This window comes from Mycolicibacterium llatzerense (genome assembly GCF_025331195.1).
GTDB lineage: Bacteria > Actinomycetota > Actinomycetes > Mycobacteriales > Mycobacteriaceae > Mycobacterium > Mycobacterium llatzerense.
In genome coordinates this window covers 1,911,691-1,938,102 of sequence record NZ_LXOV01000001.1, presented here as the reverse complement: position 1 = coordinate 1,938,102, position 26,412 = coordinate 1,911,691, and the positions used below count along the sequence as shown (strand labels likewise).

Below are 26,412 nucleotides of genomic sequence, written 5' to 3'. Positions count from 1 at the left end.
ATGAAGGCCATGGCAGCCAGTTTGGAGCAGTCCACCGTCGACGCCCTGGACCACGAACCGATCGACTGGAAATACAAGGGCCTGCCGTCCTCGTGGTGGGGTCAGACGCCCGCCCAGGTGTGCCGTCGGCGGCCCAGCCTGTTCGACGATGGCGCGGTTTCGCCGGTCGCCACGCTGCGCACCCAGCCGCTGGTGCACAACATGGTCACCATGGCGCGCTGGTGCCGGCGCCGGGGCGTACAGCTCGCGCCGCACGGCAAGACCCACATGGCCCCGCAGCTGCTGGCCCGCCAGCTCGGCGCCGGGGCGGTGGCCGTCACCGCCGCCACCATCAGCCAGGTCCGGGTATTCCGGGCGTTCGGGGTCCGCCGGATCATCCTGGCCAACGAACTGGTCGACGCCACCGGCCTGCGCTGGCTGGCCGCCGAGCTGGATGCCAACCCCGATTTCGAACTGACCTGCTGGGTGGACTCGGTCCGCGGGGTGCAGCTGATGACGGCCGCCCTGACGGGCCGGCGCCGCCCGGTGGACGTCTGCGTCGAGGTCGGCCAGCCGGGCGGCCGCACCGGCTGCCGCGACGCCGACACCGTGGACGCGGTGGCGCGTGCGGTGGTGGACTCGGACAGGCTGCGACTGGTCGGCGTCGCCGGGTACGAGGCGGCCACCGGCCACGAGGTGAGCGACGCCGCGGTGACCGCGGTGGCCGGGTATCTCCAGACTCTGCGCGACGCCGTCATCCGGCTTCGTCCGATGTTCGAAACCGACGAGATCATGGCGACGGCCGGCGGCAGCACCTACTTCGACCTGGTCGCCGACATCCTGACCGGCTGGCCCGACGGCATGTCGGTGCGCACCGTGGTGCGCAGCGGCTGCTACCTGACGCACGACGACGGCCTCTACGCCCGCACGACTCCGCTGGGCCGCACCTCCGATATTCACTCCGGCGGGCACTTCCAGCCCGCGCTGAGCGTGTGGGCGCAGGTGCTGTCCCGGCCCGAGCCCGACCTCGCCATCGTGGGCATGGGCCGCCGGGACGTGTCGTTCGACCAGGACCTGCCCATGCCGTACGGGCGGCCCGACAGCCGTGTCGAGAAGCTCAACGACCAGCACGCCTACCTGCGGCTGGCACCGGCCGATCAGAGCCTCCAGGTCGGTGACTGGCTGGAGTTCGGGGTCTCGCACCCCTGCACGGTGTTCGACAAGTGGCAGCTGATCCCGGTGCTCGACGCCGACCACCGGGTGGTGGAACTGGTCCGGACCTTCTTCTAGGCGCGCCGGGAGTTGCGCTGGTTGCGCTCGAAGACCAGGCGCAGGCCGTCGAGGGTGAGGTTCCTCTCGTAGTGCTGCACGGTGCGCAGATCGGGCAGCACCAGTTGCGCGGTGTGACCGGTGGCGACCACCGTGACATTGTGGCCGTCGAAGCCGTCGACGTCCTCGCGCACCCGGTTCACCAAACCGTCCACCAGAGCGGCGAAACCGAACACCGCACCGGCCTGCATGCACTCCACGGTGTTCTTGCCGATCACCGACCGCGGCCGGGTCAGCTCGACGCGGCGCAGCGCCGCCGAGCGGGCCGCCGCGGCGTCCGAGGACACCTGGACGCCGGGCGCGATGGCGCCGCCGAGGAACTCGCCCTTGGCCGAGACGACGTCGACACAGATGGACGAGCCGAAGTCGACGACGATGGCCGCGGTGCCGTATTTGTGGTACGCCGCAAGGCAATTGACGATCCGGTCGGCGCCGACCTCTTTCGGGTTGTCGACCAGCAGCGGGATGCCGGTGCGCACACCCGGTTCGATCAGGACATGCGGCACCGACGGCCAGTACTGCTCCAGCATCACCCGGATTTCGTGCAGCACCGACGGCACTGTCGACAAACCCGTTGCGCCGAGCAGGTTTTCGGCGTCGTCACCGATCAAGCCGTCGATGGTCAGCGCGAGCTCGTCGGCCGTCACCTCCGACTCGGTGCGAATCCGCCAGTTCTGCACCACTTTTGCGTGATCTCCCGAACCGGAGATCAACCCGACGATGGTGTGGGTGTTGCGGACATCGATCGCCAGCAGCACCGGCGTTACCGCGGCGACAGCAGGCCGTCGACACCGTCCGGGACGTGCGCGGCGTCGTGCGAGAAGTCGATCTGCCGGTTCTGCGCATCGACGAAGATCACGTTCGGCTGGTAGGTGCGGGCCTCGGCGTCGTCCATCGTGGCGTAGGCGATCAGGATCACCAGGTCACCCGGGTGGATGAGATGTGCTGCGGCACCGTTGATCCCGATGATGCCGGTGCCGCGCTCACCGGTGATGGCGTAGGTGACCAGCCGGTTGCCGTTGTCGATGTCGACGATGGTGACCTGCTCACCCTCGAGGATGTCGGCGGCGTCGAGCAGGTCGGCGTCGATGGTCACCGAGCCGACGTAGTGCAGGTCCGCCTGGGTCACCGTGGCCCGGTGAATCTTGGACTTCAGCATGGTGCGAAACATCAGTTCCTCCAGGGTAATTCGTTGTTACCGGTCTCGGCTCCGTCATGGCCGATGGCAGACCCCACATTGGGGTGACCGTCGATCCCTGCGGATGCGCCGATGTCGATGGCGATGTTGTCCAACAATCTGGTCTTGCCGAGCCGGCCCACGACCAGCATCCGGGCCGGCCCGGACACCGGTGCCGGACCCAGCCAGGGGTCCCGGACCTCCAGATAGTCGACGTCGATGGCGGGTACCTCGTCGAGGACCGCCCGGGCCGCATCGAGTGCGGCGGCCGCGCCGTGCGGCGCGGAGTACTTGCCGGCGAGCAGTGCCGCGGACAGCGCACCGGCCTGTTCGCGCTGTTCGGCATCCAGGAAGCGGTTGCGCGACGACATGGCCAGACCGTCGTTCTCGCGCACGATCGGCACCGCCTGGATGCGCACGTCGAGGTCGAGGTCGTCGACCATCTGGCGCACCAGAACCAGTTGCTGGTAATCCTTTTCGCCGAAGAACGCGCGATCGGGGCGCACGATCTGCAGCAGCTTGAGCACCACGGTCAGCATCCCGGCGAAGTGCGTCGGCCGCGAGCCGCCCTCCAGCTCGGCGCCGAGCGGACCCGGCATGACCGTGGTGCGCTGGCCGTTCGGGTACATGTCGGCGGCGGTGGGCGCGAAGACGATGTCGACGTCCTCGGCGCGTAGCTGCTCGACGTCGGAGTCCAGGGTGCGCGGGTAGGCGTTCAGGTCCTCCCCCGCGCCGAACTGCAAGGGGTTGACGAAGATCGACACCACCACGACAGCGCCGGGCACCTTCTTGGCGGCGCGCACCAGCTCCAGGTGGCCGTCGTGCAGCGCACCCATGGTCGGCACGAGCATGACCCGTCGCCCGGTGGCGCGCAGCACCCGCGACACGTCCGACACGTCGGTCGGATTGGTGTAGAGGTTGAGCTCGCCGGCGGTGAACTTCGGCGGCCTGCGATCGGTCACTGCGCACTCCCAGAGTCGGTCAACACGGCGAAAACTTCGGTAGGTGCATGGGCACGTTGTGCGGTGCGTAGCGACATGGCTCGATATGCCTGCGCCAGTTCGGGATTCGTTTCGTTCATCGCGTGCAGGTGGGCCGCGACCGCGGCGGCGTCACCGCGGGCCACCGGACCCGTCAGCGCGCTCTGTCCGCGCTGCAGCGCGTTCTCCAGGGAGGCGCGAGCCAGCGGCGCCAGAATGCGTTCGGCGATGCCGGCGGGGTCGCCGCTGACCAGTTCCTGGCCGAGCAGTTCCTGACCGGCCAGCGCGGCGCGCAGGGCTTCGACGGCGTCGAGGACGACGGTGGTGACGTGATTGCCGGCGTGCGCCAATGCCGCGTGATAGAGCGTGCGGGCGTCTTCGCGAACCCGGAATGGTTCGCCGCCGATCTCGAGGACCAGGGACTGGGCGATGGCGTAGCCGATGTCGTCGGCCGCGGTGATCCCGAAACAGGTCTCCGACAGCCGGGCGATGTCCTCGTCGGCGCCGGTGAACGTCATGGCCGGGTGGATGGCCAGCGGAATACAGCCCTGCTCGGTCAGCGGGGCCAGCACGCCGATGCCGTTGGCGCCCGAGGTGTGCACGACGATGGTGCCGGGACGCACTGATCCGGTGGCAGCCAGTCCGGCGACGACGGACGTCAGCTCCGCGTCCGGCACGGCCAGCAGCAGCAGTTCGGCTTTGGCGGCGACGTCGTGAGCGGGCAGCACCTGGGTGTCGGGCAGCCTGCGCTCGGCACGTCCGCGCGACGCATGGGAGATCGCGCTACACGCGACGACGACGTGGTCGGCGTGCTCGAGCGCAACACCCAGCGCACTGCCGACCCGCCCTGCGGAAATGATTCCGACAGCGAGCCGGGCCGGACGCAGTCCGTCGAGCTGCTTCATTGCAGCGACCTCACAAAGTGGTGGTATTCAGTCGTTCCAGTCCTGCCTGGCAGGTACCGGACGGTCACCGCAGAGCGTAGCTCAGTCCTCGCGGCGACGTCGACGGCCGCCGCCGCTGGTGTTGGCCTGCAGCCGCGCCAGCAATTCGGCCGCCGGCTGCCCACCAACGTGCTGACCTGCGGGTTCATCGTCGGGTTCGGCACGACGCCGACGACCGGATGTGACAGGGGTCTCTGGCTGGGCGGGCTCTTCGGAGGCGCCGTGGCGGCCCCGGCGCGTGGGCTGCGGCTCGGGTTCGGGCGTGGGCGCGGGGGGCGGTTCCGGGGTGTACGTCGGCACCGGCGGAACCACCGGCAGGGTCATCGTCGGTTCGGGTCCGCGGTCCTGGACCGGCGGCACGGGCGGCTGCACCGGCGGCTGCGCGGGTTCCGGCGCCGCGGGTGCCCAGTTGCTGCCCGGCTGGCCGGCCGGGATCCACTGGCCTTCGGCCGGCGAGGGCTGCCAGTCGGATGGTGCCGGCCGCGGGGTGAGGCGGTGCGCCCCGCCGAACGGTGGCTGCGGCGGCGGAGGCGGCGGCGCCCACGGGTCCGGCGGCACATGCGGCTCGGCCGCCACGTCGATGATGGGGCTCTCTTCGGTGTTCGGCTCCGACATCAGGTCCGGCCGGTCTTCCGTGTCGATCCGGCTGGCGACAACGCGGCCGACCGGCACGGCCTGGCCACTGCGGTCGGTCTCGAGCGCCGGGCGGTGCGCCAGATCGGCGTCGAAGTAGAACTCGAGGTTCGCGCGCAGCGCGGCCAGCTCCGCGCGCAGCGCCGCGACCTCGTCGGCCGACTGGGCACGCAGTTCGGAGGCGAGCTCACGGCGCAGATGCGATTCCAGCGACAGCTCGTATTCGCGGCGCGCCGAAATCTCGCGGTCCAGCTGTAGGTCGTAGACGAGCTTGAGGTCGCGGGCCCGGGCCTGGTCCAGATCGGCCTGACGCCGGTACACGAACGACGCGAATGCCGCCGCCACCGCGGCCCACAAGGCAATGACCACAGCCAGTTTCAGCAACTCGACCTGATCGGTGAACACCAGCGCCGAGCTGGCGACGATGGCCAGCACCAGCAATGCCGTCAGCAGCAACCAACCCGGCCTGCGGTTCGCGCGCCTGCCGCGCGCCGTCCGGGTCGGATCAATCATGCGCTGACTGTACCGTTCTGCGTTCCCCTCGCAGGTTGACCGACACCCGGTCCGGTCGGATCGTTACCTATTCGGTTGCGCCGTCAGACTTCTCCTGCGGGTCCAGCGGAGCGCGGCAGCAATGCTGCAGCCACAACGCCGCGACCACGAGCGCCAGCGCGCTGATCGCCGCAACCACAGCACCGGGCGTCGCGGCCGCGGGATACGCAAATTGCGACCGTCGCGGAAGCAGGTAGCCCAGCACGCCGAGCCACCAACCCAGCACCATCGCGCCGACCCACGCCGACGCCTTGGCCACCACCACCGACCGCGCCACCGCCAGCGGATCGATCCGGCCGCCGCCCACCCCGATGTGACCGGCACGGATCTTGGCGCGCACGTAGAACGCCCACCCCGCTTCAGCGCCGGCAAAAACCAACAGCGACAACCCCGTCCACACCGTGATCGGCGGCAGCCAGCCGTACACCAGGATCACCAGCCCATACGCGACGACCGTGGCCAGCGCTGTGCCGATCGACAGATCGCGCTTCCGCGTCGGCCCCATCAGGGCACCAGCTCCAGGTCCGTGCGGCGCACGCCGTCGCGTTCGTCGGCAGCCAGCCCAGCCAGCAGATCGGCTACCAGTACCGGCTGCCCGGCCACCGTCAGCGCCGCGTCGGGGGCGGCGGCCAGCCACGGCACCAGCACGAAGGCGCGTTGATGCGCCAGCGGGTGCGGCAGCGTCAGGACCGGATCGTCAGACCGCACTTCGCCATCGCCATCGTGACAGCTCACGATGTCGACATCGAGAGTGCGTGGACCCCAACGCTGTTCGCGCACCCGGTCGGCGGCGTTCTCGAACTCATGAGCCCGGCGTAGCCAGCCCGGACCGTCGAGGTCGGGAGCCTCGGCCAGTACCACGGCATTGAGGAACGGCCCCTGCTCGACGCCGCCCCAGGCGTCGGTCTCATAGACCGGGGAGACGGCCCGGACCGCGCCGCCGAGCCCGGAGACCACCGACTGCAGATGGGCAAGCCGGTCGCCCAGGTTGGAGCCGATGGAAAGCACGACTGAGCTCATGCGCGATCCGCCTCCGGCTTCTCGCTCACGCTAGCCACGACCAGCCCGCCTGGACCGGCGCGCCACGACCGCAACATCGTTGAACGTCAACGGGATCGGCGCACTGGGCTTGTGCAGCACCACCTCGACGGCATGGACGCGCTGGTCGGTCATCACCGAATCGGCGATCTCGGCGGACACCGTCTCGATCAGATTCCGCGCCGGCCCCGCGATGATGTCCGCCGCCTGCTGCGCCAGCGCGCCATAGTCCAGGGTGTCCGACAACTCGTCGCTCAGCGCGGCGGCAGCCAGGTCGATCCACACCGTGATGTCGACGACGAAGTCCTGCCCGTCCCGGCGCTCATGGTCGAAGACGCCGTGATTCCCGCGAACGGTCAAGCCCCGCAGTTCGATTCGATCAGCCATGCCAGGCCCCCACCACTTTCACCGCGTCCACCGAGGCTTGCACATCATGCACCCGCACCCCCCACGCACCGTGCTGCGCGGCCAGCGCCGAGATCACCGCCGTGGCCGTCTCCCGGCCGTCGGGCTCGCGCGGCGTGCCGTCGGCATCCGCCAGCAGGGTGCCGAGGAATCGCTTGCGCGACGCCCCGACCAACACCGGGATGCCGGTGGCGACCAGCTCGGGCAGCGCCCGCAGCAAGGCCCAATTGTGTTGTGCCGACTTGGCGAAACCCAGACCCGGATCGATGATCAGGTGCTCCGGTTCCACCCCGGCGGCGACGGCGTCGTCGACCGCGGCGAGCAGTTCGGCCCGCACGTCGGCCACCACGTCGGAGTACTCCGGAATCCGGTGCGGCTGCTCGGCGTCGACCTCGCGCCAGTGCATCAGGACCCATGGCACCCGCGCGCCGGCCAGCAGCGGCGCCATGTTCGGGTCGGCCCGTCCGCCGGACACGTCGTTGACGATGTGGACGCCACATTCCAGGGCGGCCTCGGCCACGTCGGCGTGCATGGTGTCGACGCTGACTGTGATGCCCTGGGCGACAAGCTCTTTGATCACCGGCAGCACCCGGCCGCGTTCGACCTCCGGGTCCAGCCGGGCCGCACCGGGCCGCGTCGATTCCCCGCCGACGTCGATGATCTGCGCGCCCTGGGCAGCCAACGCCAGACCGTGCTCGATCGCGCGATCGTGATCGAGGAACCGTCCCCCGTCGGAGAACGAATCGGCGGTGACGTTGACGACGCCCATCACCACCGGGGCGAGCGGAGCGACGGGAGGGGCCCCAGTTGGCAGTGCGTTCACTTCCGCAGGATCAGGTCCAGCGCCTCGGCTCGTGACGAAGCGCAGGTCTTGAACTGGCCGCGCACTGCCGAGGTGGTGGTCACCGCGCCGGGCTTGCGCACCCCGCGCATCGCCATGCACAGGTGCTCGGCCTCGATCACCACGATGGCGCCCTGCGGGTTCAGCTTGCGCATCAGGGCGTCGGCGATCTGGCCGGTCAGCCGCTCCTGCACCTGCGGCCGCTTGGCGTACAGGTCGACCAGGCGGGCGATCTTGGACAGCCCGGTCACCCGGCCGTCCTCACCCGGGATGTACCCGACGTGCGCGACGCCGTGGAACGACACCAGATGGTGCTCGCAGGTCGAGTACATCGGGATGTCCTTGACCAGCACCAGCTCGTCGTGACCCTCGTCGAAGGTGGTGTTCAGCACCGAATCGGGGTCGGTGTAGAGCCCGCCGAAGATCTCTTCGAAGGCGCGAGCCACCCGGCCCGGCGTGTCCCGCAGCCCGTCACGGTCGGGATCCTCGCCCACCGCGAGCAGCAGCTCGCGCACCGCGGCCTCGGCTCGATCATGATCGAACTTCGGGGCGGTGAGCCTGGCCGAATGGATCTGCGACCGCGTCATCTATGTGGCTCCGTTCGGGTCAGCCGTGCGCAGGCGGCGCCTGCTCGTCGTTCGGTTGCGCCGGCGGCGCCGGTTGCTGCGGATAGGGCTGGTAGCCCGGCGGCGGCGTGGGCTGGCCCCAGCCCTGCTGCGGGTACCACTGGCCCTGCTGGGGGTGGTGGCCATGCTGAGGCGGTCCCTGCGGCGGCCAGCCCGGGGCCTGCCAGCCCGCGGGCGCGCCGTAGTTCGGCTGGGTCTGGCCGTGCTGCGGCTGACCGTTCGGCGCGGCGTGCACGCCGTTGGTGCCGTTCACGGTGCCCGCGGCCTGGCTGGCCGCAGCGATCGCCGCCTTGAACGCCGGCTCCTCGACGGGCGGAGGCCACGGCTCACCGCGCTCGATGGCCAGCTCGCCGGGCGTCTTGATCGGCGGCTTGTCGGACGGCACGCGGCCACCGAAGTCGTCGAACAGGGTCAGGCGAGGACGCTTCTCGACGCCGGCCAGAATGACCTCGAGATCAGCGCGGTGCAGCGTCTCCTTCTCGAGCAGCTCGCCGGCCAGCTTGTCCAGGACGTCGCGGTAGTGGGTCAGCACATCCCAGGCCTCGGTGTGGGCGGCCTCGATGAGCTTGCGCACCTCGTCGTCGATGAGCTGTGCCACCTCGTGGCTGTAATCGGCCTGGGTGCCCATGGTGCGGCCCAGGAACGGGTCGCCGTGTTCGGTGCCGTACCGAACCGCGCCCAGCCGGGCACTCATACCGAACTCGGTGACCATGGCGCGGGCGATCTTGGTGGCGTTCTCGATGTCGGACACCGCGCCGGTGGTGGGCTCGCGGAAGATCAGCTCCTCTGCGGCCCGGCCGCCGATCGCCATCACCAGTCGGGCGATCAGTTCGGAGCGGGTCTGCATGCCCTTGTCGTCCTCGGGGACGGCGACGGCGTGCCCGCCGGTGCGGCCGCGCGCCAGGATCGTCACCTTGTAGACCGGGTCCAGGTGCGGCATGGCCCAGCCGGCCAGGGTGTGCCCGGCCTCGTGGTACGCGGTGATCTTCTTCTCGTGCTCGCTGATGATGCGGCCCTTGCGGCGCGGACCACCGATGACGCGGTCGACGGCCTCTTCCAGCGCCGGCCCGGTGATCACCGTGGCGTTCTCGCGGGCGGTCAGCAGCGCGGCCTCGTTGATGACATTGGCCAGGTCGGCGCCGGACATGCCGACGGTGCGCTTGGCCAGGCCGTCGAGGTCGGCGTCGGGGGCGATCGGCTTGCCGGCCGAGTGCACCCGCAGCACGGCCTTGCGGCCCGCCAGGTCGGGTGCCGACACCGGGATCTGCCGGTCGAAGCGGCCGGGACGCAGCAGCGCCGGGTCCAGGATGTCGGGCCGGTTGGTCGCGGCGATCAGGATGACGCCCTGGCGGTCGCCGAAGCCGTCCATCTCGACCAGCAGCTGGTTCAGCGTCTGCTCGCGCTCGTCGTGCCCGCCACCCAGGCCGGCACCACGCTGACGACCGACGGCGTCGATCTCGTCGACGAAGATGATGCACGGGCTGTTCTGCTTGGCCTGCTCGAACAGGTCGCGCACGCGGGAGGCGCCGACACCGACGAACATCTCGACGAAGTCCGAGCCGGAGATGGTGAAGAACGGCACGCCGGCCTCACCCGCGACGGCACGAGCCAGCAGCGTCTTACCCGTTCCGGGCGGGCCGTAGAGCAGCACGCCCTTGGGGATCTTGGCGCCCAGGGCCTGGTAGCGGCTCGGGTTCTGCAGGAAGTCCTTGATCTCGTACAGCTCTTCGACGGCCTCGTCGACACCGGCGACGTCGGCGAACGTCGTCTTCGGCATGTCCTTGCCGAGCAGCTTCGCCTTCGACTTGCCGAAGCCGAAGCCCATGCGGCCGCCGCCCTGCATACGGGAGAACATGAAGAACAGGCCGACCAGCAGCAACAGCGGCAGCAGGTAGATCAGCAGCGAGCTGAGGATGCTGCCCTGGTTGACCACCGTCTTGGTCTTGACGTTCTTGCCGTTGAGCGCATCGAACAGCGGCACCGCGTAGCCCGTGGGGAACGACGTGATGATCTTGTTGCTGTTGTCGGTGTCCGGGGTGACGCTCTTCAGATCAAGCCGGACCTGCTGTTCCCGGTCGTCGATCTGGGCGCCGGTGACGTTCCCGGCGTTGATCTGGGCGACCGCCACCGAGGTGTCGACCTGGTGATAACCACGGGTGTCATCACTGAAATAAAAGAAAGACCAACCCAGCAGCAACACGACCGCGACGACGGTCAGGGTGCGGATGACGTTTTTTCGCTTCATCGACATATTTCGGCCGGCGAATACTCGTCGGCCAGGTCCTTCCGATACACAGATGCGGGATAGTTCACAGGTTACCGCTATGCAAACGATCGGCAGTTCCCGGCAGTGATACCTCCTTCCGGCCGGACCGCCGCTGTGCTTTGGTGAGACCGTGATCACGTCCACCAAGCGGTTAGTCGACACCAACGGCGTGCAGTTGCAGGTCACCGAAGCCGGCGAGCGCGGCGCCCCGGTGGTCGTGCTGGCGCACGGCTTCCCCGAACTCGCGCATTCTTGGCGGCACCAGATCCCGGCCCTGGCCGCGGCCGGCTACCACGTCCTGGCCCCCGACCAGCGGGGCTACGGCGGCTCGTCACGCCCGCCGGCGGTCAAGGACTACGACATCGTCCACCTCACCGCAGACCTGGCCGGGCTGCTCGACGACGTCGGGGCCGAGCGCGCGGTGGTCGTCGGACATGACTGGGGCTCGCCGGTGGTGTGCAACTTCGCGCTGCTGCACCCCGACCGGGTGATTGCCGTCGCCGCGCTGAGCGTGCCGCCGGTGCCGCGCGCGGCTGCCCCGCCGACCGAGATCTGGCGCCGGCGCGTCGGCGACAACTACTTCTACATGCTGTATTTCCAGGAACCCGGCGTCGCCGACGCGGCGTTGGGTCGCGATCCGCGGAGCACGATGCGCCGCATGATCGCGGAGGAAGGCTTGTCCGCACCGCCGGACACGCTCGCCGACGATCCGCTGCCGCCGCTGCCGGACTGGATCACCGCAGACGAATTCGAGCCGTACGTAACAGCTTTCACCGAGAGCGGCTTCACCGGTCCGCTGAACTGGTACCGCAACTTCGACCGGAACTGGGAGCTGACGGCGACGACCCCCGCCCCGGCCATCACCGTTCCGACACTGTTCCTGGCCGGCACCGCCGACCCGGTGCTGAGCTTCACCCCGCGCGACCGGGTGCGCGACGTGGCCGCAGGCGACTACCGCGAGGTGATGATCCCGGGCGCCGGGCACTGGTTGCAGCAGGAGCGCCCCGACGAGGTCAACGCCGCACTCATCGAATTCATCGAAGGACTGAAATGACGGGTCGCCCACTGGATTTCGGCGCTTTCATCACCCCGTTCCACCCGGTCGGCCAATCTCCCACCACCGCACTGGAATACGACCTGGAACGCACCGTCAGGCTGGACCAGCTGGGTTACGACGAGGTGTGGTTCGGCGAACACCATTCCGGCGGTTACGAATTGATCGCCTGTCCCGAGGTGTTCATCGCCACGGCAGCCGAACGCACCAGGAACATCCGGTTCGGCACCGGCGTGGTGTCACTGCCCTACCACCACCCGCTGATGGTGGCCGACCGCTGGGTGCTGCTCGATCACCTGACCCGCGGTCGCGTCATGTTCGGCACCGGTCCGGGGGCATTGCCGTCGGACGCCTACATGATGGGCATCGACCCGGTGAACCAGCGGCCGATGATGCAGCAGTCCCTCGAAGCCATCCTGGCCCTGTTCCGGGCCGCACCCGACGAGCGAATCTCGCGAGAGACCGACTGGTTCACCCTGCGCGACGCCGCGTTGCACATCCGGCCGTACACCTGGCCGTATCCCGAGATATCCACGGCGGCAATGGTTTCCCCGTCAGGACCGCGGCTGGCCGGGCAGTTGGGCACGTCGCTGGTGTCGCTGTCGATGTCGGTGCCCGGCGGTTACGCCGCACTGGAGACCACCTGGGACCTCGTGTGCGACCAGGCCGCGAAGGCCGGCCGGCCCGAGCCGGACCGAAAGGGCTGGCGGGTGCTGGGTGTGGTGCACCTGGCCGACACCCGCGAGCAGGCCATCGAGGACTGCACCTACGGCCTGGAGGACTTCTCGAACTACTTCGGCGCGGCCGGGTTCGTGCCGCTGGGCAGCCAGACCGGCCCGGCGCCGACGTCCCGGCAGTTCGTCGAAGACTATGCGGCCAAAGGCAATTGCTGCATCGGCACGCCCGCCGACTGCATCGGCTACATCCAGGACATGCTGGACCGCTCCGGCGGCTTCGGCACGTTCCTGATGCTGGGCCACGACTGGGCGCCGCCCGCGGCCACGATGCACTCGTACGAGTTGTTCGCCCGCGAGGTGATCCCCCATTTCAAGGGGCAGCTCACCGCGCCGCATGCCTCGCACGAATGGGCCAAGGGCATGCGCGACCAGCTGTTCGGCCGGGTCGGCGAAGCCGTCGTGAACGCGATCGCCGAGCACACCAGCGACTCCTGAACGATGGGTACGGTGGACGTCATGCCACTTGCGACCCGACGTACCGCCGCTCTCACCCTCGCCGGACTTGCTATCGCCGGCGCCGTCGGCGTCGCCGGCTGTGGCTCCGACGACACCAAACCGGCCACCCGCGAAGTCACCGTCGTCGGCAGCGGCAAGGTGCAGGGCACGCCGGACACGCTGAACGTCACCGCCTCCATCGAGGCGACGGCGCCGGACGTCACCGCCGCGATGAACCAGACCAGCAGCCGCCAGCAAGCCGTGATCGACGCACTGGCAGGCGCCGGCATCGACAAGAAGGACATCGCCACCAAGCAGGTCGAGCTGCAGCCCGACTACCGCGACTCAGTCATCACGGGGTACCGGGCCAGCAACACCATCGACATCAAGGTCCGCAAGCTCGACACCGCATCACAGGTGTTGGCGAAGATCGTCACTGCCGGTGGCAATTCCACCCGGATCAACAGCGTCGCCTACTCGATCGACGACGACTCGCAGCTGGTCAAGGATGCCCGTACCCGCGCCTTCAACGACGCCAAGGACCGCGCCCAGCAGTACGCCCAGCTGTCCGGGCTGAACCTGGGCAAGGTGGTCTCGATCTCCGAGGCAACCGGCGGCACCACCCCGACGCCCATGCCGGCCCCGCGGATGGCCATGGCCGAAGCCGTGCCGCTGTCCCCCGGCCAGCAGACCGTCAACTTCTCGGTGACGGTGATCTGGGAGCTGGGTTAGCCTGCCGCACTGATTTCCACCGGAATCCCGTTGAGCACCGCGGTACCCGACAACCGGTCCAGGTGCGTGCCGTCGTTGAGCTGGTTCACGTTGACCCCGGGATGGCTGTTCGCGAGCTGCTGACCGGTGCCGCCACGGTTGTGGCCCCAGCCGTGCGGCAGCGACACCACGCCGCGCCGCATCACGTCGGTCACCTCGATCGGGGCGAGCAGTTCACCGCCCGGACCCTTGATGATCGCGATGTCGGTGAGGCCCAGGTCTGCGGCATCGTCGGGGTGAATCTGCAGGGTGCACCGGTTGGACCCGCCGGACAGCGCCGGCAGGTTGTGCATCCAGCTGTTGTTGGAGCGCAGGTGACGCCGGCCGATCAGCAGGAAGCCGCCGGCCGAGCGGCTGAGCGCATCCCGGAGCCGTGCCACGTCGGCGACGACGGGCTCGGGCGCGAGTTCGATTCTCCCGCTTGGGGTTCGCAGTACTTCCGGAATCCGCGGCCGCAGCGGCCCCAGATCGATGCCGTGCGGGTTGGCCTTGAGCTTTTCCAGCGTGAGCCCGTCGGGCCTGGTGCCGAACCCGTCGCCGTAGGGCCCGAGCCGCAGCATCATGTCGAGCCGGCGTTCATAGCCGGGACCGGTACCGAGCATCGCGGTCAGTTCGTCGACGTCCCGTCCGGCGACCGGAGAATCAGCGTCGGACACCTCTTTGGTCAGCGTCATCGCGATCACCTGGGCGTCGACCAGGACGGGATCTGCTTGTACCCCAATGCCATACAGCACCAGCGCGACGCGCGACAGGATCTCCGCCTCGTCCGGTCGGTCCGCGAGGGGCAGCACGGGCGGTGAATAGCGCACGTTGTTGCGCACAGCGAGGTTGTTGAGCGCGAAGTCGAAATGCGGGCTCTGCGCGGGCGGAGGCGGCGGCAGGATGACGTCGGCGTGCCGTGTCGTCTCATTGAGGTAGGGGTCGACCGACAACATGAATTCGACACTGTCCAAAGCCTTGTCGAGCCGGTCACCGTCCGGCGCCGACAGCACCGGGTTCCCGGCGATGGTGATCATCGCCTTGATCTGCCCGTCGCCCGCGGTGTCGATCTCCTCGGCGAGCGCCGCAGCCGGCAACTCGGACAGCACCTCGGGGTAGCCGGAGACCCGGCTGGCCCACCGTCCCGTCCGGAACCCACGACCGGGCTTGGGTGGCCGCGGCGCCGCGGCCGCCGCACCGAGCGGGAACATCACCCCGCCCGGCCGGTCCAGATTGCCGGTGAGCACGTTGATCACGTCGACCAGCCAGCTGCCGATCGTGCCGAACTCGACTGTGGACGTACCGATCCGGCCGTACACGGCCGCCGTCGGCGCTGCCGCGAGTTCACGGGCCAGCTCACGAATTTCGTCGGCGCCGACCCCGCAGGCCTGCTCGACGGCTTCCGGCGCGAAGTCGGCGGCCAGCGCCCGGACCTGCTCGATGCCGACGACGTGCTCGGCGACGCCACCGAGGTCGACCAGGTCCTCGTCGAACAGCACGTGGACGACGGCGAGCAGCAGCGCCGCGTCGGTTCCCGGGCGCGGGGCGAGGTGGCGGTCGGCGAGCTTGGCGGTCTGGGTGCGGGCCGGGTCGATGACGACGAGCTTGCCGCCGCGCTTCTTCAGCGCCCGCAGCTTGCCGGGGAAGTCGGCGGCGGTGGTCACGCTGCCGTTGGACACCAGCGGATTGGCGCCGATGATCACCAGATAGTCGGTGCGGTCGAGGTCCGGCACGGTGAACGCGATGGGGCTGCCGTACATCAGGCCCAGCGCAACATGTTTCGGCATCTGGTCGAGGGTGCTGGCGCTGAACACCTGACGGGTGCCCAAACCTTTGAGGATCAGCGGCGCGTACAGGGCGCCCGCGACGGTGTGCGCGTTCGGATTGCCGAGGTACACCCCGACCGCCGCACCGCCGTGCGCGGCGATCACCGCACCGAGCCGTTCGGCGACGACGGCGTAGGCCTCGTCCCAGGTGGCCTCGGTCAGCACGCCGTCCCGGCGCACCAGCGGGCGCGTCAGCCGGTCGGGGTCGTTGTCGAGCTCTCCGAAGCTGGCCCCCTTGGGGCAGATGAATCCTGCGCTGAAGACGTCGTCGTGATCACCCCGCGCGCCGGTGACGCGGCCGTCGTCGATGGTGAGGGTCAGGCCGCAGGTGGCTTCGCAGAAGGGGCAGATCCGGAGCGCGGTAGGCATGGTTGCGATTCTGCGCCCCGCCGCGCCCTTTGGTAAGTGCCCATGGGCATACCTGCGGCTCAGCCGGCTCGGCGAAGCTCGTACTCGCCGCCGAATTCGATCGACTCGATCCGATCTCCGCCGGCCCGTTTGGCTGTGTACATCAGCTGATCGGCGACTCGCAGCAGGTGTTCGGTGAACCATTCGGTGTCGCCGGTCTGACCGTCGAGCAGCGGGGCCGAAGCGATACCGAAGCTGGCCGTCAAGCACCAGCGGGTGTCGAGGAGCTGGCGGCGCACGTGTTCGGCGATGGCACAGGCGACGCTGCGATCACCCGCGTAGGCGACGATGAATTCCTCGCCGCCGATACGGGCGAATGTTGCGCTGCCGCGGCAGGCCCGCCGCAGAATCTCGCCGACCATGATGAGCACCTGATCGCCGACGGTATGGCCGAAAGTGTCGTTGATCGACTTGAAGCGATCCAGGTCGATCATCACGAAGGACAGATCCGTGGTCCGGTCCGCCGTCGGGGCGCCGACCATCTGCCGTACCGCCCGATCGAACCCACGCCGGTTGAGTAGTGCGGTCAATGGGTCGAAGTCCGAATCATCGGCGTCACTGCTGAGCAGATACATCATGTACTGGAAGCACAGTGGGGTGACCACGATCGCCACCAGGTAGAAGGCGCAATCGCTGAGTGCCCGGATCAGATCACCCTCCGCGGTCACCCGCACGAAGTACACGCCCGTGACCGCCACCCCGATCGCGATCGGCGCAGCCAGGAACCGGCGGGTGTGCACGCACGCCGCATAGCTGTTGACGAACAAGAAACCGACGATGCCGGCGCCGTCGACCGGGTGGGCCCGCTGGGAGAGAAATAGCAACGCGCCCAACACCGCCAACGCCAGGACAAAGGCCTTCGACATGGCGGCGCTGGGCCAGCGCACCGCCCACAGGATGCTGAAACCGGTGCACGTGATTGCACTGCCGATGGCGACGGCGATCCCGAGCGGTGCCATGGCACGCGTCTCGCCGATGACCATCAGCGACCACAGCAGCGCGCACGCCAGGCACAGCGCCGCCGCCGAGTGGCGTGCCAACCGTTCCAGGCCACGGGCTTCCAGGTAGCTACGCAACCAGTCGTACCGAATCGGCAGGCTGAACCAGTCCCGGAGCCTGGCCAGGCAGGTAGTCAGCCGCACATCTGGATGCTAGTGGAACAGCCACGTCCAGCAAAGGATTAGATTCTGGCGTTAGCTATTCACAGCGGGCACTTAAGTGCATTGATGCCGAGAACAGTGACTCGACCGCTAATTACGGCTAACTCAGCCGAGCGATGTTTCCGGGCTGTAGACCTTCGGGTCGAGCGTGCCGATGTAGGGCAGGTCCCGGTAGCGCTCGTCGTAGTCCAGGCCGTAACCGACGACGAACTCGTCGGGGATGTCGAACCCGATGTGCGCGACGTCGATGTCGGCGCGCATGGCGTCGGGCTTACGCAGCAGCGTGCACACCCGCAGCGAACGCGGGCCGCGGGTCGCCAGGTTGCGCAGCAGCCACGACAGGGTGAGCCCGGAGTCGATGATGTCCTCGACGATCAGCACGTCGCGGCCGTTGATGTCACGGTCGAGGTCCTTGAGGATGCGCACCACGCCCGACGACGAGGTTGACGACCCGTACGAACTGACGGCCATGAACTCGAGCTGGGTCGGCAGCGGGATCGCGCGGGCCAGGTCGGTGACGAACATGACCGCACCTTTGAGCACGGTGATCAGCAGCAGATCCTGGTCGCCGGAGTCGGCTCGGTAGTCCTCGGCGATCAGCGCAGCCATCTCGCCGATGCGCGCCTGAACCTGCTCCTGAGACAGGAGAACTGACTTGATGTCACCCGGATACAGCTCCACGGCAACAGCGTGCCATGCCGCCTGGCCCAGCACCAAGACCGTCCCGCTCGGCGGTCGCTCACACAGGTCGGGCAGCCACTGTGAGCAGTCCGGCGTGTCGGCTGACGACGAGGCGCTGATACCGCAAAGGCGAGGTCACCGCCGCACCGCCCTGCCCGTGCCAGTCCCCGACCAGCGCGTCGACTGCGCGCAGTTGCACGTCGGTGAGCGCCGCCGCCCCGACGCCCAGCAGCCAGCCGCGGATCACCCGGCGGCGCAGCGCGGCGGGGAGGTCTTCGAGCCCGGCGACGGTCAGGCCGTCGCCGGTGAGCAGGGTCGCCAGGTGCCCGGCAGCCAGGGCGTCGAGGGCGTCGTTGTCCTCCCGCAGCGCAGCGGCGGTGCGGGCCAGGGCCGGCGCGACGCCGCCCGCCAGCACGTCCTCCAGCAGCGGCAGCACTTCGGTGCGCAGGCGGACCCGGGTGTAGCGCGGGTCGGTGTTGTGCGGGTCCTGCCATGGTGTGAGCCCGAGCTCGGCGCAGGCCGCCACGGTGTCGGCGCGCCGCATCTCCAGTAGGGGCCGTCCCCACGGCGGGTCCCAAACCTGCATGCCGGCAATGGATCTCGGGCCCGAACCCCGACCGAGCCCGAGCAGTACGGTCTCGGCCTGATCATCGAGGGTGTGCGCGAGCAGCACCGGCGCGCCGTCCCGCGCAGCATCCAGTGCGTCGTACCGCGCGGTGCGGGCCGCGGCCTCCGGGCCGCCGTCGGTGCCCACGTGCACGGAAATCACCTGGGCATCAACACAACCCAACTGCCTGGCTTGAGCGGCTGCAGTGGCTGCCACATCGGCCGATCCAGGTTGCAGACCGTGGTCGACGATCAAGGCGGTGGTCGGCTTGAGGGCGGCGGCGACCGCGGTCAGCGCCAGTGAGTCGGCACCACCGGAAAGCCCGACGCACCACCGGTCGGCCGGATGCCGGCGCGCGAACGCCATGACCGCAGGGCGCAGTCGACTCAGAGCACTCGATCGATCCATCGCCGCGGCTCGTCGATTTCGGTTGGCAGCGGCAGGGTTTCGGCATCGGTCCAGACCGCGTTGAACCGCTTCATGCCGACGGTCGACACCACCTCGTCGACGAACTTCTTGCCGCGGGTGTACTGGGCGATCTTGGCGTCGACCCCCAGCAGGGCACGGACGATCCGTTGCAGCGGAGACTGTTTGCGATGGCGGCGCTCGTCGAACCGGCTACGGATGGCGGCCACCGACGGCACCACCGCCGGACCGACGGCGTCCATCACATGGTCGGCGTGACCTTCCAGCAGCGTCCCCAGCACCAGCAGTTGATCGAGCGCACGCTGCTGCTCATCGGACTGCATGATGCGCATGACGCCAAGGATGCCTTGCGAATTCGGGTCGGACTCGCCGCCCCGCTGAGTCCGCACGTACTCGGCCAACCGGCCGGCGACATCACCGGCATCCAGACCGGAGTCGTCGGTCAACACCGCCAGCGCCTGCGACATGTGCTCGGTGAGCCACGGGTTGGCACGGAACTGCACGCGGTGCGTCACCTCGTGCAGACACACCCAGAGCCGGAAGTCAGCGGGGTCGACCTTCAATTGCCGTTCTGCGGCAAGCACATTCGGGGCGACCAGCAACAGCGTACCGCCATTGGCGGCAAAGGGGTCGTACTGCCCGAGGATGCCCGACGATACGAACGCCAGCACCGCGCCCGTCTGCGCGCCGGTGACCCGGCCCGCCAGCATCGCGGCAAGGCCTGTGGCACTTGATGTTTCGCCGCCCGTCATGACCCGCATGGATTCGGTGGCGGCGCGCACCCAGTCCTGGCGGTCGACGACGCGGGCCTCGGGTACCTCGGCACCTTCGTTGAGCAGCGTCACCTCCCGCACCGGCAGCTCGGCCCGGCGCGCGGAATCGGCGAGCTGCTCACGCACCTGGTTGCGGGTGTAGTCGGTGGTCGCCGGTTCCGGGCGGGTCAGCTTGGCCCCGACCGTGGCGGCGAAGCCCCAGTCGACGGCGCGGCCGACGGTCGGCGTCCGGCTCACGAGCCGCACCCGCAGGGCCGCAACGCCGCGGCCAGGGCATCGAGCGCGGTACGTCCCTCCGGACCGGCGTTGTTCGAGATCAGCGCGAAGGTCAGGACCCGTCCGCTCTGGTCGGTGACGATGCCCGCCAGCGCGTTGGTCCCGGTCAGCGAGCCGGTCTTGGCCCGCAGATATCCGGCAGACGGAGTGTCGACGTAGCGGTTCCACAGCGTGCCGCTGCCGCCCGCGATCGGCAGGACGTCGAGCAGCGGCCGGAGCCGGGGCTCGCTGTTGCCCGCCGCGGCGTTGACGACGTCGTCCAGGACGGCCGCGGTGAGCCGGTCGTTGACCGACAGGCCGCTGGCGTCGAACAGCGTCGCACCCGAGGTGGTCAGTCCCGCTTTCGACAACTGGCCGAGGACGGCACGTACTCCGCCGTCGAAACTCTCCGGCTGGTTCACCGCGGCGGCGACCTCACGGCCGATCGACTCGGCCATCACGTTGTCCGACGCCCACATCATCTCGCGCAGGCGCTCGATCAGCGGCGGGGACTGCACCGCGCCGATCTGCTGGCCGGCAGCCGGTGTGGTGCGGACCGTCACGTTGGCGGGGTCGACCCGCAGGGCCGCGGCGAGGGCGCGGCCGGCGTCGAGGGCCGGGGTGGTCGACCGCTTGGACTCCACGGTCGTGGGCTGGACGCGACCGGCGTCGACCATCACCGACTGGATCGGGGCCCAGTCGCCGCCCTCGATATCGGCGACGTCCCAGCCCGGCGCCATCGTCGGGCCGGAGTAGAGGCTGACGTCGACCTGAACGGCCGTGGGGGTGACGCCCGCCTTGCGGACCTGGTCGGCCAGGTCAGAGATGCGGGCCGCGTCGCCGTACCAGGTGTCGGTGCCGGGCGGCGCCGCGGACAGCGTCGGGTCGCCGCCGCCCTTGAGGACCACCACGCCCGGCGTGTCACCCGACACGACCGTGGTGGTGAGCCGCGCGTTGCGATCGAGGGTGAGCAGCGCCGCGGCTGCCGTAAGTGTCTTGTTGGTGGACGCGGGCTGCAGGGGAATGTTCGCGCCTTGCGCCCACAGCTGCGTCCCGGTCAGGGCATCGGTGATCCGGCCGCCCAGCATGCCGAGATTCGGGTTGGCCGCCAGCGGCGCCAGCACCGCGGCCAGCTGCGCGGGCACCGGTTGCGCCGCGGCGTCGGACACCGGCTGCACCCCGGGTTGGGCCGTGACGAGCGCGGGTTGTGCCTTGACCGTCGATCCGGCAGCCGGGGCGGCCTCGTGGCGCGTCATCACCGCGGCCGCTGCCACCAGCGCGGCGACCAGCACCAGAACTGCCACACCGATCACCAAGTGGGTCGATCGGCGCCACTGGGTGGGCCGCATGCTGCTCCTGAACTGATCCGGGTCGTCGGGGATGTCACTGTGCAGGGTATCGCTCGTCTAAGGTGTACCCGGTTATCAGCACAGAGCTAAGGAGCCTCCCGGTGGAGCACGAAGTCGTCATCGAGATCCCCAAGGGTTCGCGCAACAAGTACGAAGTGGACCACGTGACCGGCCGGGTCAAGCTGGATCGCTACCTGTACACCCCGATGGGCTACCCCACCGACTACGGGTTCTTCGAGAACACTCTCGGCGAGGACGGCGACCCGCTGGACGCCCTGGTGCTGCTGCCCGAGTCGGTGTTCCCCGGTGCCATCGTCGACGCCCGCCCGGTCGCGATGTTCCGGATGACAGACGAAGCCGGCGGCGACGACAAGCTGCTGTGCGTACCCGCCGGTGACCCGCGCTGGGACCACATCCAGGACCTGGGCGACATCTCGGAGTTCGAGCTGGACGCCATCAAGCACTTCTTCGTGCACTACAAGGACCTGGAGCCCGGCAAGTTCGTCAAGGCCGCCGACTGGGTCGGCCGTAAAGAGGCCGAAGAAGAGCTGGCCCGCTCGATCGCCCGGTTCGAGACCGAAGAGCACTGAGCTGCTCGCTGCTGAAGAGCACTAAGCAGTTCGGGCCGCTTCGATCCGGCCCGCCAGCATCGCGGTCCAGTCCGCGATGTACTCCTCATCCGGGGTGTCCGCCTGCGGGGCAAGGAAGACGACGCGCGTCGCCTGCTTGCCCAGCAGCGCGTTGACCCCGACCACTGCGATCCGCCTGGCCTCGGCCTGATCGAGGCCAGGCGCGCAACCCACGATCCAGTCGGCCAGTTCGCAGTACAAGCCGTCGACCAGGGCGGCGTAAGCGGCGTTCAGCCGGTCCGACTGACCCGCCGGCGTGCGAGCCGCGACCTGCAGGAACTGACTTTCCTGGTTCAGCACACTGAGCACATACCGGCCGAGCAGCGTGAGTTCTGTCCGCAGCTCCCCCTCACCGGCGAACAGCGCGCTGATGTCGTGCATCGCCCGCCGCCGGTCCAGCTGCCTGTCGATGCCTGCCGCCAGCAGGGCCTCTTTGGTCTTGAAGTGGTTGTACAGCGCGCCGCAGCCGGGCACCAGGCCGGCGGCTTTCTCGATCGCGGTGATGCTGGTGGCCTGGTAGCCCTGCTCACTGAACAGCCGCATGGCCTCGGTGACCAGACGTTCCCTGGTCCGTTCCTTTGTCGAGGTTTCCACCACTGACTCCCACCATTGACTGCATATAAGAAGGGCCATATATTTCGTACTAGGTCACCATATAACGCTTGGAGGCGCAATGGCCGGAAATGTGCCGCGCGGACGTATCCGCCGCACCATGCCGGTCGCCGGCTTCACTGCCCGCGCCGCGGGTGGGCGGATGGTCGCGGCCCTGCAGGAGAGGGCCGGCAACACCGGCGCGGTCGAACGGTTCCACGAGCGCACCGCAGAGCAATACGCCGAACTCCTCGGCCACTCCAAAGGCGTGTTGATGAAGGCCGGCCAGCTGATGTCCATGGTCGACGCCAATGCCATTGGCGCCGGCGAACTCTCGCCGTACCAGCGGGCCCTGACCCGGCTGCAGGCCGACGCGCCGCCGATGGATTCGGCCCTGGCCCGGCGCATCGTCGAGGACGACCTGGGACGCCCGATCTCCGCGGTGTTCGCGTCGTTCTCCGACGAACCGATGGCGGCCGCGTCCATCGGCCAGGTCCACCGGGCCGTCCTGCACGACGGCCGTGACGTCGCGGTGAAGATCCAGTACCCCGGTGTGGCGCAAGCGATTCGGGACGATCTGTCGAACACCGAGCTGCTGGCGACCATGTTCCGATTCGCGGCCGGCGCGGCCAGCACGCTCGGCGCGATCCTGCCCGACGTCGCCCCGATCGCCGCAGAAATATCCGAACGCATCTCCGAGGAAATCGACTACCGCCGGGAAGCCGCCCACATCACCGCGTTCAGCGAACTCTGGCGGGACCACCCCTACGTTCGCGTGCCCGAACTGGTCGGCGAGGCTTCCGGCGACCGCGTCCTGACCATGACGTACCTCGACGGATTGAATTGGGGCGCAGCGCAAGACGCCGACCAGAACACCAAGGACACGTGGTCCGAGGTGATCGCGCGGTTCGTCACCGGCTCCTACCGGCACGGCCATCTGTTCCACGCCGACCCGCATCCGGGCAACTACCGATTCGGCCTCGACGGCACCGTCGGATTCGTCGACTTCGGTTGCGCGAAGATCCTTCCCGAAGGCCAGCGCCGGCGCATCGTGAACCTGATGCGCTGCGCGGTCGAAGGGCGCCGCGACGATCTGCGGTCGAACATGGTCGAAAGTGGTTTCTTCGCAACCGATTCGGTACTGACCGCCGATGATGCCTACCGATGGTGGGAGGGCATCATCTACGAGATCCTGGCGCCGCAGCCGGTGACCTACACCGACGAGGCATCGCGGCGCGCCATCGCCTCGATGCTGGACGTCCGCGAGGCCGACCACCCGATGAGGCACATCAGGGTGCCCGCCGACTTCGTGTTCTTCTCGCGCCTGAACCTATCGATGAATGCAATTTTCACCGCACTGAACGCCACCTTCCACGCCCGCGGGATGCTGGACGAAATGGACGGCGTCGCAGCGCCCGTCACCGATCTGGGCCTCGAACACGAGGCGTGGGTCAAGCGCCGCGGACTGCCGCACGGGACGGACGATCATGTCGCCTAACGACGTCGCAGCGGCCCGGCTGCCCTGGGACGCCGCTGATCCCTACCCCTTCTACGAGGCCCGCCGACGCGCCGGTGATGTCGTGTGGGACAGCGTCGCCCAAGGTTGGCTGGTGCTCGGCTACGACGCGGCCCGGCAGGTGCTCGGCGGGTCCGGCTGGACCAGCGATCCGCTGGCCAACCCGGTGGCGCGCGTATCGATGACGATGATGGCACCGGAATTCACCAAGGCCTCAATGCTTTTCACCGACGGCGCCGATCACAACCGGCTGCGCGGCGCGGTCCGGGACGCGTTCACGCGCAGCACGGTGGCCGGATTGACCGAGGGTGTGGAGACGATCGCCGCCGAGGTCATCGCGCAGGCGCCCACCGGCGAGCCGTTTGATTTCATGTCGCAGATCGCGCTGCCCCTACCGATCGCGGTGGTCGGTGAATGGCTCGCGCTCGATCCGGCGCACGCGGCGTCGCTGCGCGAACTGTCGCCGTCGATCATCCGGATGCTCGGCACCCTGGCCGATCCCGTGGAGGTGGCCGAGGGGTTAGGTGCGGCCGCCGCGTTGATGGCGGAGTTCCTGCCACTCGCCGCCGACCGCCGGGCGCATCCGGGCGATGACCTGTTCAGCTTCATCGCCACCGATCCCGAGCTGTCCCTCGAGGACGTCGTGGTGACGGCCATCCTGATCGCGGTCGCCGGGCACGAGACCACGGCGAATCTCCTTGGCGCGGGGCTGATTCGGATCGTGGATGAGCGGGTCGACACCGTGGACGGGGCGGTGATCACCGAACTACTGCGGCTCGACGGTCCCGTGCAGTCGACGGTGCGCACCGCCACCGAGGACCACCGACTGGGCGGCGTCGATATCGCTGCCGGTGACAGCGTCGTCGTGGTGGTGGCGGCCGCCAATCGTGACCCGGCGGTGTTCGAGGAGCCCGGCCGCTTCCGCGTGGACCGCACCGGCCCACCACCCGTGGCCTTCGGATACGGAGCGCACTACTGCCTGGGTTCCGCCCTGGCCCAACTGGAGTTGACCGTGGCGCTGCGGGAAGTCGTTGCCCGCCAACCTGATGTGAGCGGGGCCGTCACCTGGCGGGATACGCCGGCCATCCGCGGACCACAGACGTTGCCGGTGGTGTTCCGCTGATGCGGGTGTTCGTGACCGGAGGCACGGGTGCCATCGGCACCCATACCGTCCCCGCACTGGTCGCTGCCGGCCACTCCGTCACCGCTCTGGCCCGCGGCGACGCCAAGGCTGCGGTGTTGCGGAGCCAAGGCGCCGAACCGGTTTCGGTGTCGCTGTTCGACCGCCGCGGATTGGCCGGCGCATTCGCCGGCCACGATGCGGTGGTCAACCTGGCATCAGCGCTCCCTTCCACAACGGCGTTCATCCGCAAATCGGCGTGGGCAGAATGCGAGCGGGTGCGTTCAGAGGGGTCCGCCACCGTCGTCGATGCGGCCCGAGATGCGGGCGTACAGAGGATGATTCAAGAGTCTGTCGTGATGATCTACCGCGACGGCGGAAGCGACTGGGTCGACGAAGACCAGCCCGTCGACCACTACCCCATCACGCGTGGCAACCACGCCGCCGAAGCCAGCGCGCGACGGTTCGCCGGACAGTCGACGATCCTTCGGTTCGGGGTGTTCTACGGTCCGCACGCCGCACACAGTGAACAGATCCTCGAAATGGCCAAGTGGCACATCGGGTTTGCCCCGGGCCGCAGCAGTACCTACATCTCGTCGATCCACGTCGCGGATGCGGCGAGTGCCGTCGTCGCGGCGCTCGCGGCTCCCGGTGGCACGTACAACATCGTCGACGACACTCCGCTGACCAAACGCGAATATGCGGACGCCTGCGCCGCGGCTGTCGGGCGCCGCATCTGGATCACTGGGCCGGGACGGGTCGGACTTCTGCTCGGTGACCGACTTACGTCCATAACGCGATCACTTCGCGTGAGCAACAAGCGCTTTCGCGATGTTTCGGGCTGGCGGCCCCGGTACCCCAGCGCCGCCGAAGGGTACCGCGCGATGGCGCAGCTAGGCTGAAACACACTCCGACGGTGCGGTTTCGCACCACGGCGTGACGCCACGGAAGTGGTACCGATGCGTGGCGATCCAACGGTAGACGCGCTCCTGGATCGCACCGACTCCCGGGATGGCGTAGACCCACAACGGCAACCGAGTGCCCAGGGCCGCGGACAGCGCCGCGTTGGCCGCCTTTGCACCGCCGAACACGTCGCCGGACGAATCCAGCCACCACACCGATTCCATGAGATGTTCCGGTGCCACGCCGAGTCGCTCGGCGGTACCGGGCTTCTGCAGCGGTTCGGTGCGGACCCCGCCGGTGCGATTCATCCGCAGCAGCGCGTTACGCGCGCGGGTACACATCCCGCACTTGCCGTCGAAGAACAGCACACCGTCCATGACCTCATCATGCGCCTTCGCGCACGATCGGTTGCCGTGAGTCGC

Annotated in this window: 27 protein-coding genes; 8 read left to right on the top strand and 19 right to left on the bottom strand. The window is 68.8% G+C overall.

Annotated elements, in window-relative coordinates:
* The first annotated feature begins 9 nt into the window (after positions 1 to 9).
* Positions 10 to 1,269 carry an alanine racemase gene (locus A7G45_RS09525; protein WP_260936239.1) on the top strand — a complete coding sequence of 420 codons (1,260 nt, stop codon included), beginning with the start codon at positions 10 to 12 and terminating at the stop codon, positions 1,267 to 1,269.
* Here the strand turns inward: A7G45_RS09525 and A7G45_RS09520 are convergent.
* From A7G45_RS09520 to ftsH, 11 genes are all read right to left on the bottom strand, one after another.
* The gene (locus A7G45_RS09520; protein ID WP_260936236.1) at positions 1,266 to 2,066 is read right to left on the bottom strand and encodes a type III pantothenate kinase; all 801 of its coding nucleotides are present in this window, start codon (positions 2,064 to 2,066) and stop codon (positions 1,266 to 1,268) included. The two genes, A7G45_RS09525 and A7G45_RS09520, sit on opposite strands and share 4 nt — an antisense overlap.
* A gap of 5 nt (positions 2,067 to 2,071) precedes the next feature.
* Complete coding sequence (gene panD, locus A7G45_RS09515; RefSeq protein WP_043397397.1) at positions 2,072 to 2,479, bottom strand: aspartate 1-decarboxylase; 408 nt, start codon at positions 2,477 to 2,479, stop codon at positions 2,072 to 2,074.
* Positions 2,479 to 3,447: a pantoate--beta-alanine ligase gene (gene panC, locus A7G45_RS09510; RefSeq protein WP_260936234.1), complete on the bottom strand. Its 969-nt coding sequence runs from the start codon at positions 3,445 to 3,447 to the stop codon at positions 2,479 to 2,481. Before panC ends, panD begins: the two co-directional genes overlap by 1 nt.
* The gene (locus A7G45_RS09505; protein WP_260936231.1) at positions 3,444 to 4,370 is read right to left on the bottom strand and encodes a Rossmann-like and DUF2520 domain-containing protein; all 927 of its coding nucleotides are present in this window, start codon (positions 4,368 to 4,370) and stop codon (positions 3,444 to 3,446) included. Before A7G45_RS09505 ends, panC begins: the two co-directional genes overlap by 4 nt.
* Before the next feature lie 81 nt (positions 4,371 to 4,451).
* Positions 4,452 to 5,555: a DUF6779 domain-containing protein gene (locus A7G45_RS09500; protein WP_260936227.1), complete on the bottom strand. Its 1,104-nt coding sequence runs from the start codon at positions 5,553 to 5,555 to the stop codon at positions 4,452 to 4,454.
* 67 nt (positions 5,556 to 5,622) lie between these two features.
* Positions 5,623 to 6,099, bottom strand: coding sequence for a DUF3180 domain-containing protein (locus tag A7G45_RS09495; protein ID WP_260936224.1), 477 nt, complete (start codon positions 6,097 to 6,099; stop codon positions 5,623 to 5,625).
* Positions 6,099 to 6,614 (bottom strand): 2-amino-4-hydroxy-6-hydroxymethyldihydropteridine diphosphokinase, encoded by a 516-nt coding sequence (folK, locus tag A7G45_RS09490; protein WP_260936223.1) that lies wholly within the window; start codon positions 6,612 to 6,614, stop codon positions 6,099 to 6,101. Before folK ends, A7G45_RS09495 begins: the two co-directional genes overlap by 1 nt.
* 30 nt (positions 6,615 to 6,644) lie before the next feature.
* Positions 6,645 to 7,019: a dihydroneopterin aldolase gene (folB, locus tag A7G45_RS09485; RefSeq protein ID WP_260936221.1), complete on the bottom strand. Its 375-nt coding sequence runs from the start codon at positions 7,017 to 7,019 to the stop codon at positions 6,645 to 6,647.
* Entirely contained in the window at positions 7,012 to 7,806 is a 795-nt protein-coding gene (gene folP / locus A7G45_RS09480) for a dihydropteroate synthase (protein WP_260938075.1), read from the bottom strand. The genes folB and folP overlap by 8 nt, the downstream gene beginning before the upstream one ends.
* A 50-nt stretch (positions 7,807 to 7,856) precedes the next feature.
* Positions 7,857 to 8,465, bottom strand: coding sequence for a GTP cyclohydrolase I FolE (gene folE / locus A7G45_RS09475; RefSeq protein WP_043397380.1), 609 nt, complete (start codon positions 8,463 to 8,465; stop codon positions 7,857 to 7,859).
* A gap of 19 nt (positions 8,466 to 8,484) precedes the next feature.
* Positions 8,485 to 10,749, bottom strand: a complete 2,265-nt coding sequence (ftsH, locus tag A7G45_RS09470) for an ATP-dependent zinc metalloprotease FtsH (protein ID WP_260936218.1) — start codon at positions 10,747 to 10,749, stop codon at positions 8,485 to 8,487.
* Between the two features lie 151 nt (positions 10,750 to 10,900).
* Here ftsH and A7G45_RS09465 point away from each other — a divergent pair, with 151 nt between their 5' ends.
* Genes A7G45_RS09465 through A7G45_RS09455 form a run of 3 tightly spaced genes read left to right on the top strand, consistent with a single transcriptional unit; the run spans position 10,901 to position 13,728 of the window.
* Entirely contained in the window at positions 10,901 to 11,824 is a 924-nt protein-coding gene (locus A7G45_RS09465) for an alpha/beta fold hydrolase (RefSeq protein WP_260936215.1), read from the top strand.
* Positions 11,821 to 12,996, top strand: coding sequence for an LLM class flavin-dependent oxidoreductase (locus A7G45_RS09460; RefSeq protein WP_260936213.1), 1,176 nt, complete (start codon positions 11,821 to 11,823; stop codon positions 12,994 to 12,996). The genes A7G45_RS09465 and A7G45_RS09460 overlap by 4 nt, the downstream gene beginning before the upstream one ends.
* A gap of 21 nt (positions 12,997 to 13,017) precedes the next feature.
* Positions 13,018 to 13,728 (top strand): SIMPL domain-containing protein, encoded by a 711-nt coding sequence (locus tag A7G45_RS09455; RefSeq protein WP_260936212.1) that lies wholly within the window; start codon positions 13,018 to 13,020, stop codon positions 13,726 to 13,728.
* Here A7G45_RS09455 and A7G45_RS09450 read toward each other — a convergent pair.
* The 6 genes from A7G45_RS09450 to dacB form a co-directional block, all read right to left on the bottom strand.
* Positions 13,725 to 15,941 (bottom strand): molybdopterin-dependent oxidoreductase, encoded by a 2,217-nt coding sequence (locus A7G45_RS09450; RefSeq protein WP_260936209.1) that lies wholly within the window; start codon positions 15,939 to 15,941, stop codon positions 13,725 to 13,727. The genes A7G45_RS09455 and A7G45_RS09450 overlap by 4 nt on opposite strands.
* A gap of 59 nt (positions 15,942 to 16,000) precedes the next feature.
* Positions 16,001 to 17,122, bottom strand: coding sequence for a GGDEF domain-containing protein (locus A7G45_RS09445; protein WP_260936207.1), 1,122 nt, complete (start codon positions 17,120 to 17,122; stop codon positions 16,001 to 16,003).
* A 123-nt stretch (positions 17,123 to 17,245) separates the two neighbouring features.
* Complete coding sequence (gene hpt, locus A7G45_RS09440; RefSeq protein ID WP_260936205.1) at positions 17,246 to 17,821, bottom strand: hypoxanthine phosphoribosyltransferase; 576 nt, start codon at positions 17,819 to 17,821, stop codon at positions 17,246 to 17,248.
* A 58-nt stretch (positions 17,822 to 17,879) separates the two neighbouring features.
* Entirely contained in the window at positions 17,880 to 18,836 is a 957-nt protein-coding gene (gene tilS / locus A7G45_RS09435) for a tRNA lysidine(34) synthetase TilS (RefSeq protein WP_260936204.1), read from the bottom strand.
* On the bottom strand, positions 18,815 to 19,864 hold the full coding sequence (locus A7G45_RS09430; protein WP_260936202.1) for an Rv3626c family coenzyme F420 biosynthesis-associated protein: 1,050 nt from the start codon (positions 19,862 to 19,864) through the stop codon (positions 18,815 to 18,817). The genes tilS and A7G45_RS09430 overlap by 22 nt, the downstream gene beginning before the upstream one ends.
* The gene (gene dacB, locus A7G45_RS09425) at positions 19,861 to 21,231 is read right to left on the bottom strand and encodes a D-alanyl-D-alanine carboxypeptidase/D-alanyl-D-alanine endopeptidase (protein ID WP_260936201.1); all 1,371 of its coding nucleotides are present in this window, start codon (positions 21,229 to 21,231) and stop codon (positions 19,861 to 19,863) included. The genes A7G45_RS09430 and dacB overlap by 4 nt, the downstream gene beginning before the upstream one ends.
* A 101-nt stretch (positions 21,232 to 21,332) precedes the next feature.
* Here dacB and A7G45_RS09420 point away from each other — a divergent pair, with 101 nt between their 5' ends.
* On the top strand, positions 21,333 to 21,821 hold the full coding sequence (locus A7G45_RS09420; protein WP_260936200.1) for an inorganic diphosphatase: 489 nt from the start codon (positions 21,333 to 21,335) through the stop codon (positions 21,819 to 21,821).
* Positions 21,822 to 21,842: 21 nt separating this feature from the next.
* Here the strand turns inward: A7G45_RS09420 and A7G45_RS09415 are convergent, their stop codons facing one another.
* Positions 21,843 to 22,403 (bottom strand): TetR/AcrR family transcriptional regulator, encoded by a 561-nt coding sequence (locus A7G45_RS09415; protein ID WP_260938073.1) that lies wholly within the window; start codon positions 22,401 to 22,403, stop codon positions 21,843 to 21,845.
* A 130-nt stretch (positions 22,404 to 22,533) separates the two neighbouring features.
* Here A7G45_RS09415 and A7G45_RS09410 point away from each other — a divergent pair, with 130 nt between their 5' ends.
* The 3 genes from A7G45_RS09410 to A7G45_RS09400 are packed head-to-tail and all read left to right on the top strand — an operon-like array spanning position 22,534 to position 25,989.
* Positions 22,534 to 23,949: an ABC1 kinase family protein gene (locus A7G45_RS09410; protein WP_260936198.1), complete on the top strand. Its 1,416-nt coding sequence runs from the start codon at positions 22,534 to 22,536 to the stop codon at positions 23,947 to 23,949.
* Complete coding sequence (locus A7G45_RS09405; protein ID WP_260936196.1) at positions 23,939 to 25,090, top strand: cytochrome P450; 1,152 nt, start codon at positions 23,939 to 23,941, stop codon at positions 25,088 to 25,090. Before A7G45_RS09410 ends, A7G45_RS09405 begins: the two co-directional genes overlap by 11 nt.
* The gene (locus A7G45_RS09400) at positions 25,090 to 25,989 is read left to right on the top strand and encodes an NAD-dependent epimerase/dehydratase family protein (RefSeq protein WP_260936194.1); all 900 of its coding nucleotides are present in this window, start codon (positions 25,090 to 25,092) and stop codon (positions 25,987 to 25,989) included. Before A7G45_RS09405 ends, A7G45_RS09400 begins: the two co-directional genes overlap by 1 nt.
* On the opposite strand, the gene A7G45_RS09395 is transcribed toward A7G45_RS09400, so the two are convergent.
* Entirely contained in the window at positions 25,981 to 26,367 is a 387-nt protein-coding gene (locus A7G45_RS09395; RefSeq protein WP_260936192.1) for a thiol-disulfide oxidoreductase DCC family protein, read from the bottom strand. The two genes, A7G45_RS09400 and A7G45_RS09395, sit on opposite strands and share 9 nt — an antisense overlap.
* Between the last annotated feature and the right edge of the window lie 45 nt (positions 26,368 to 26,412).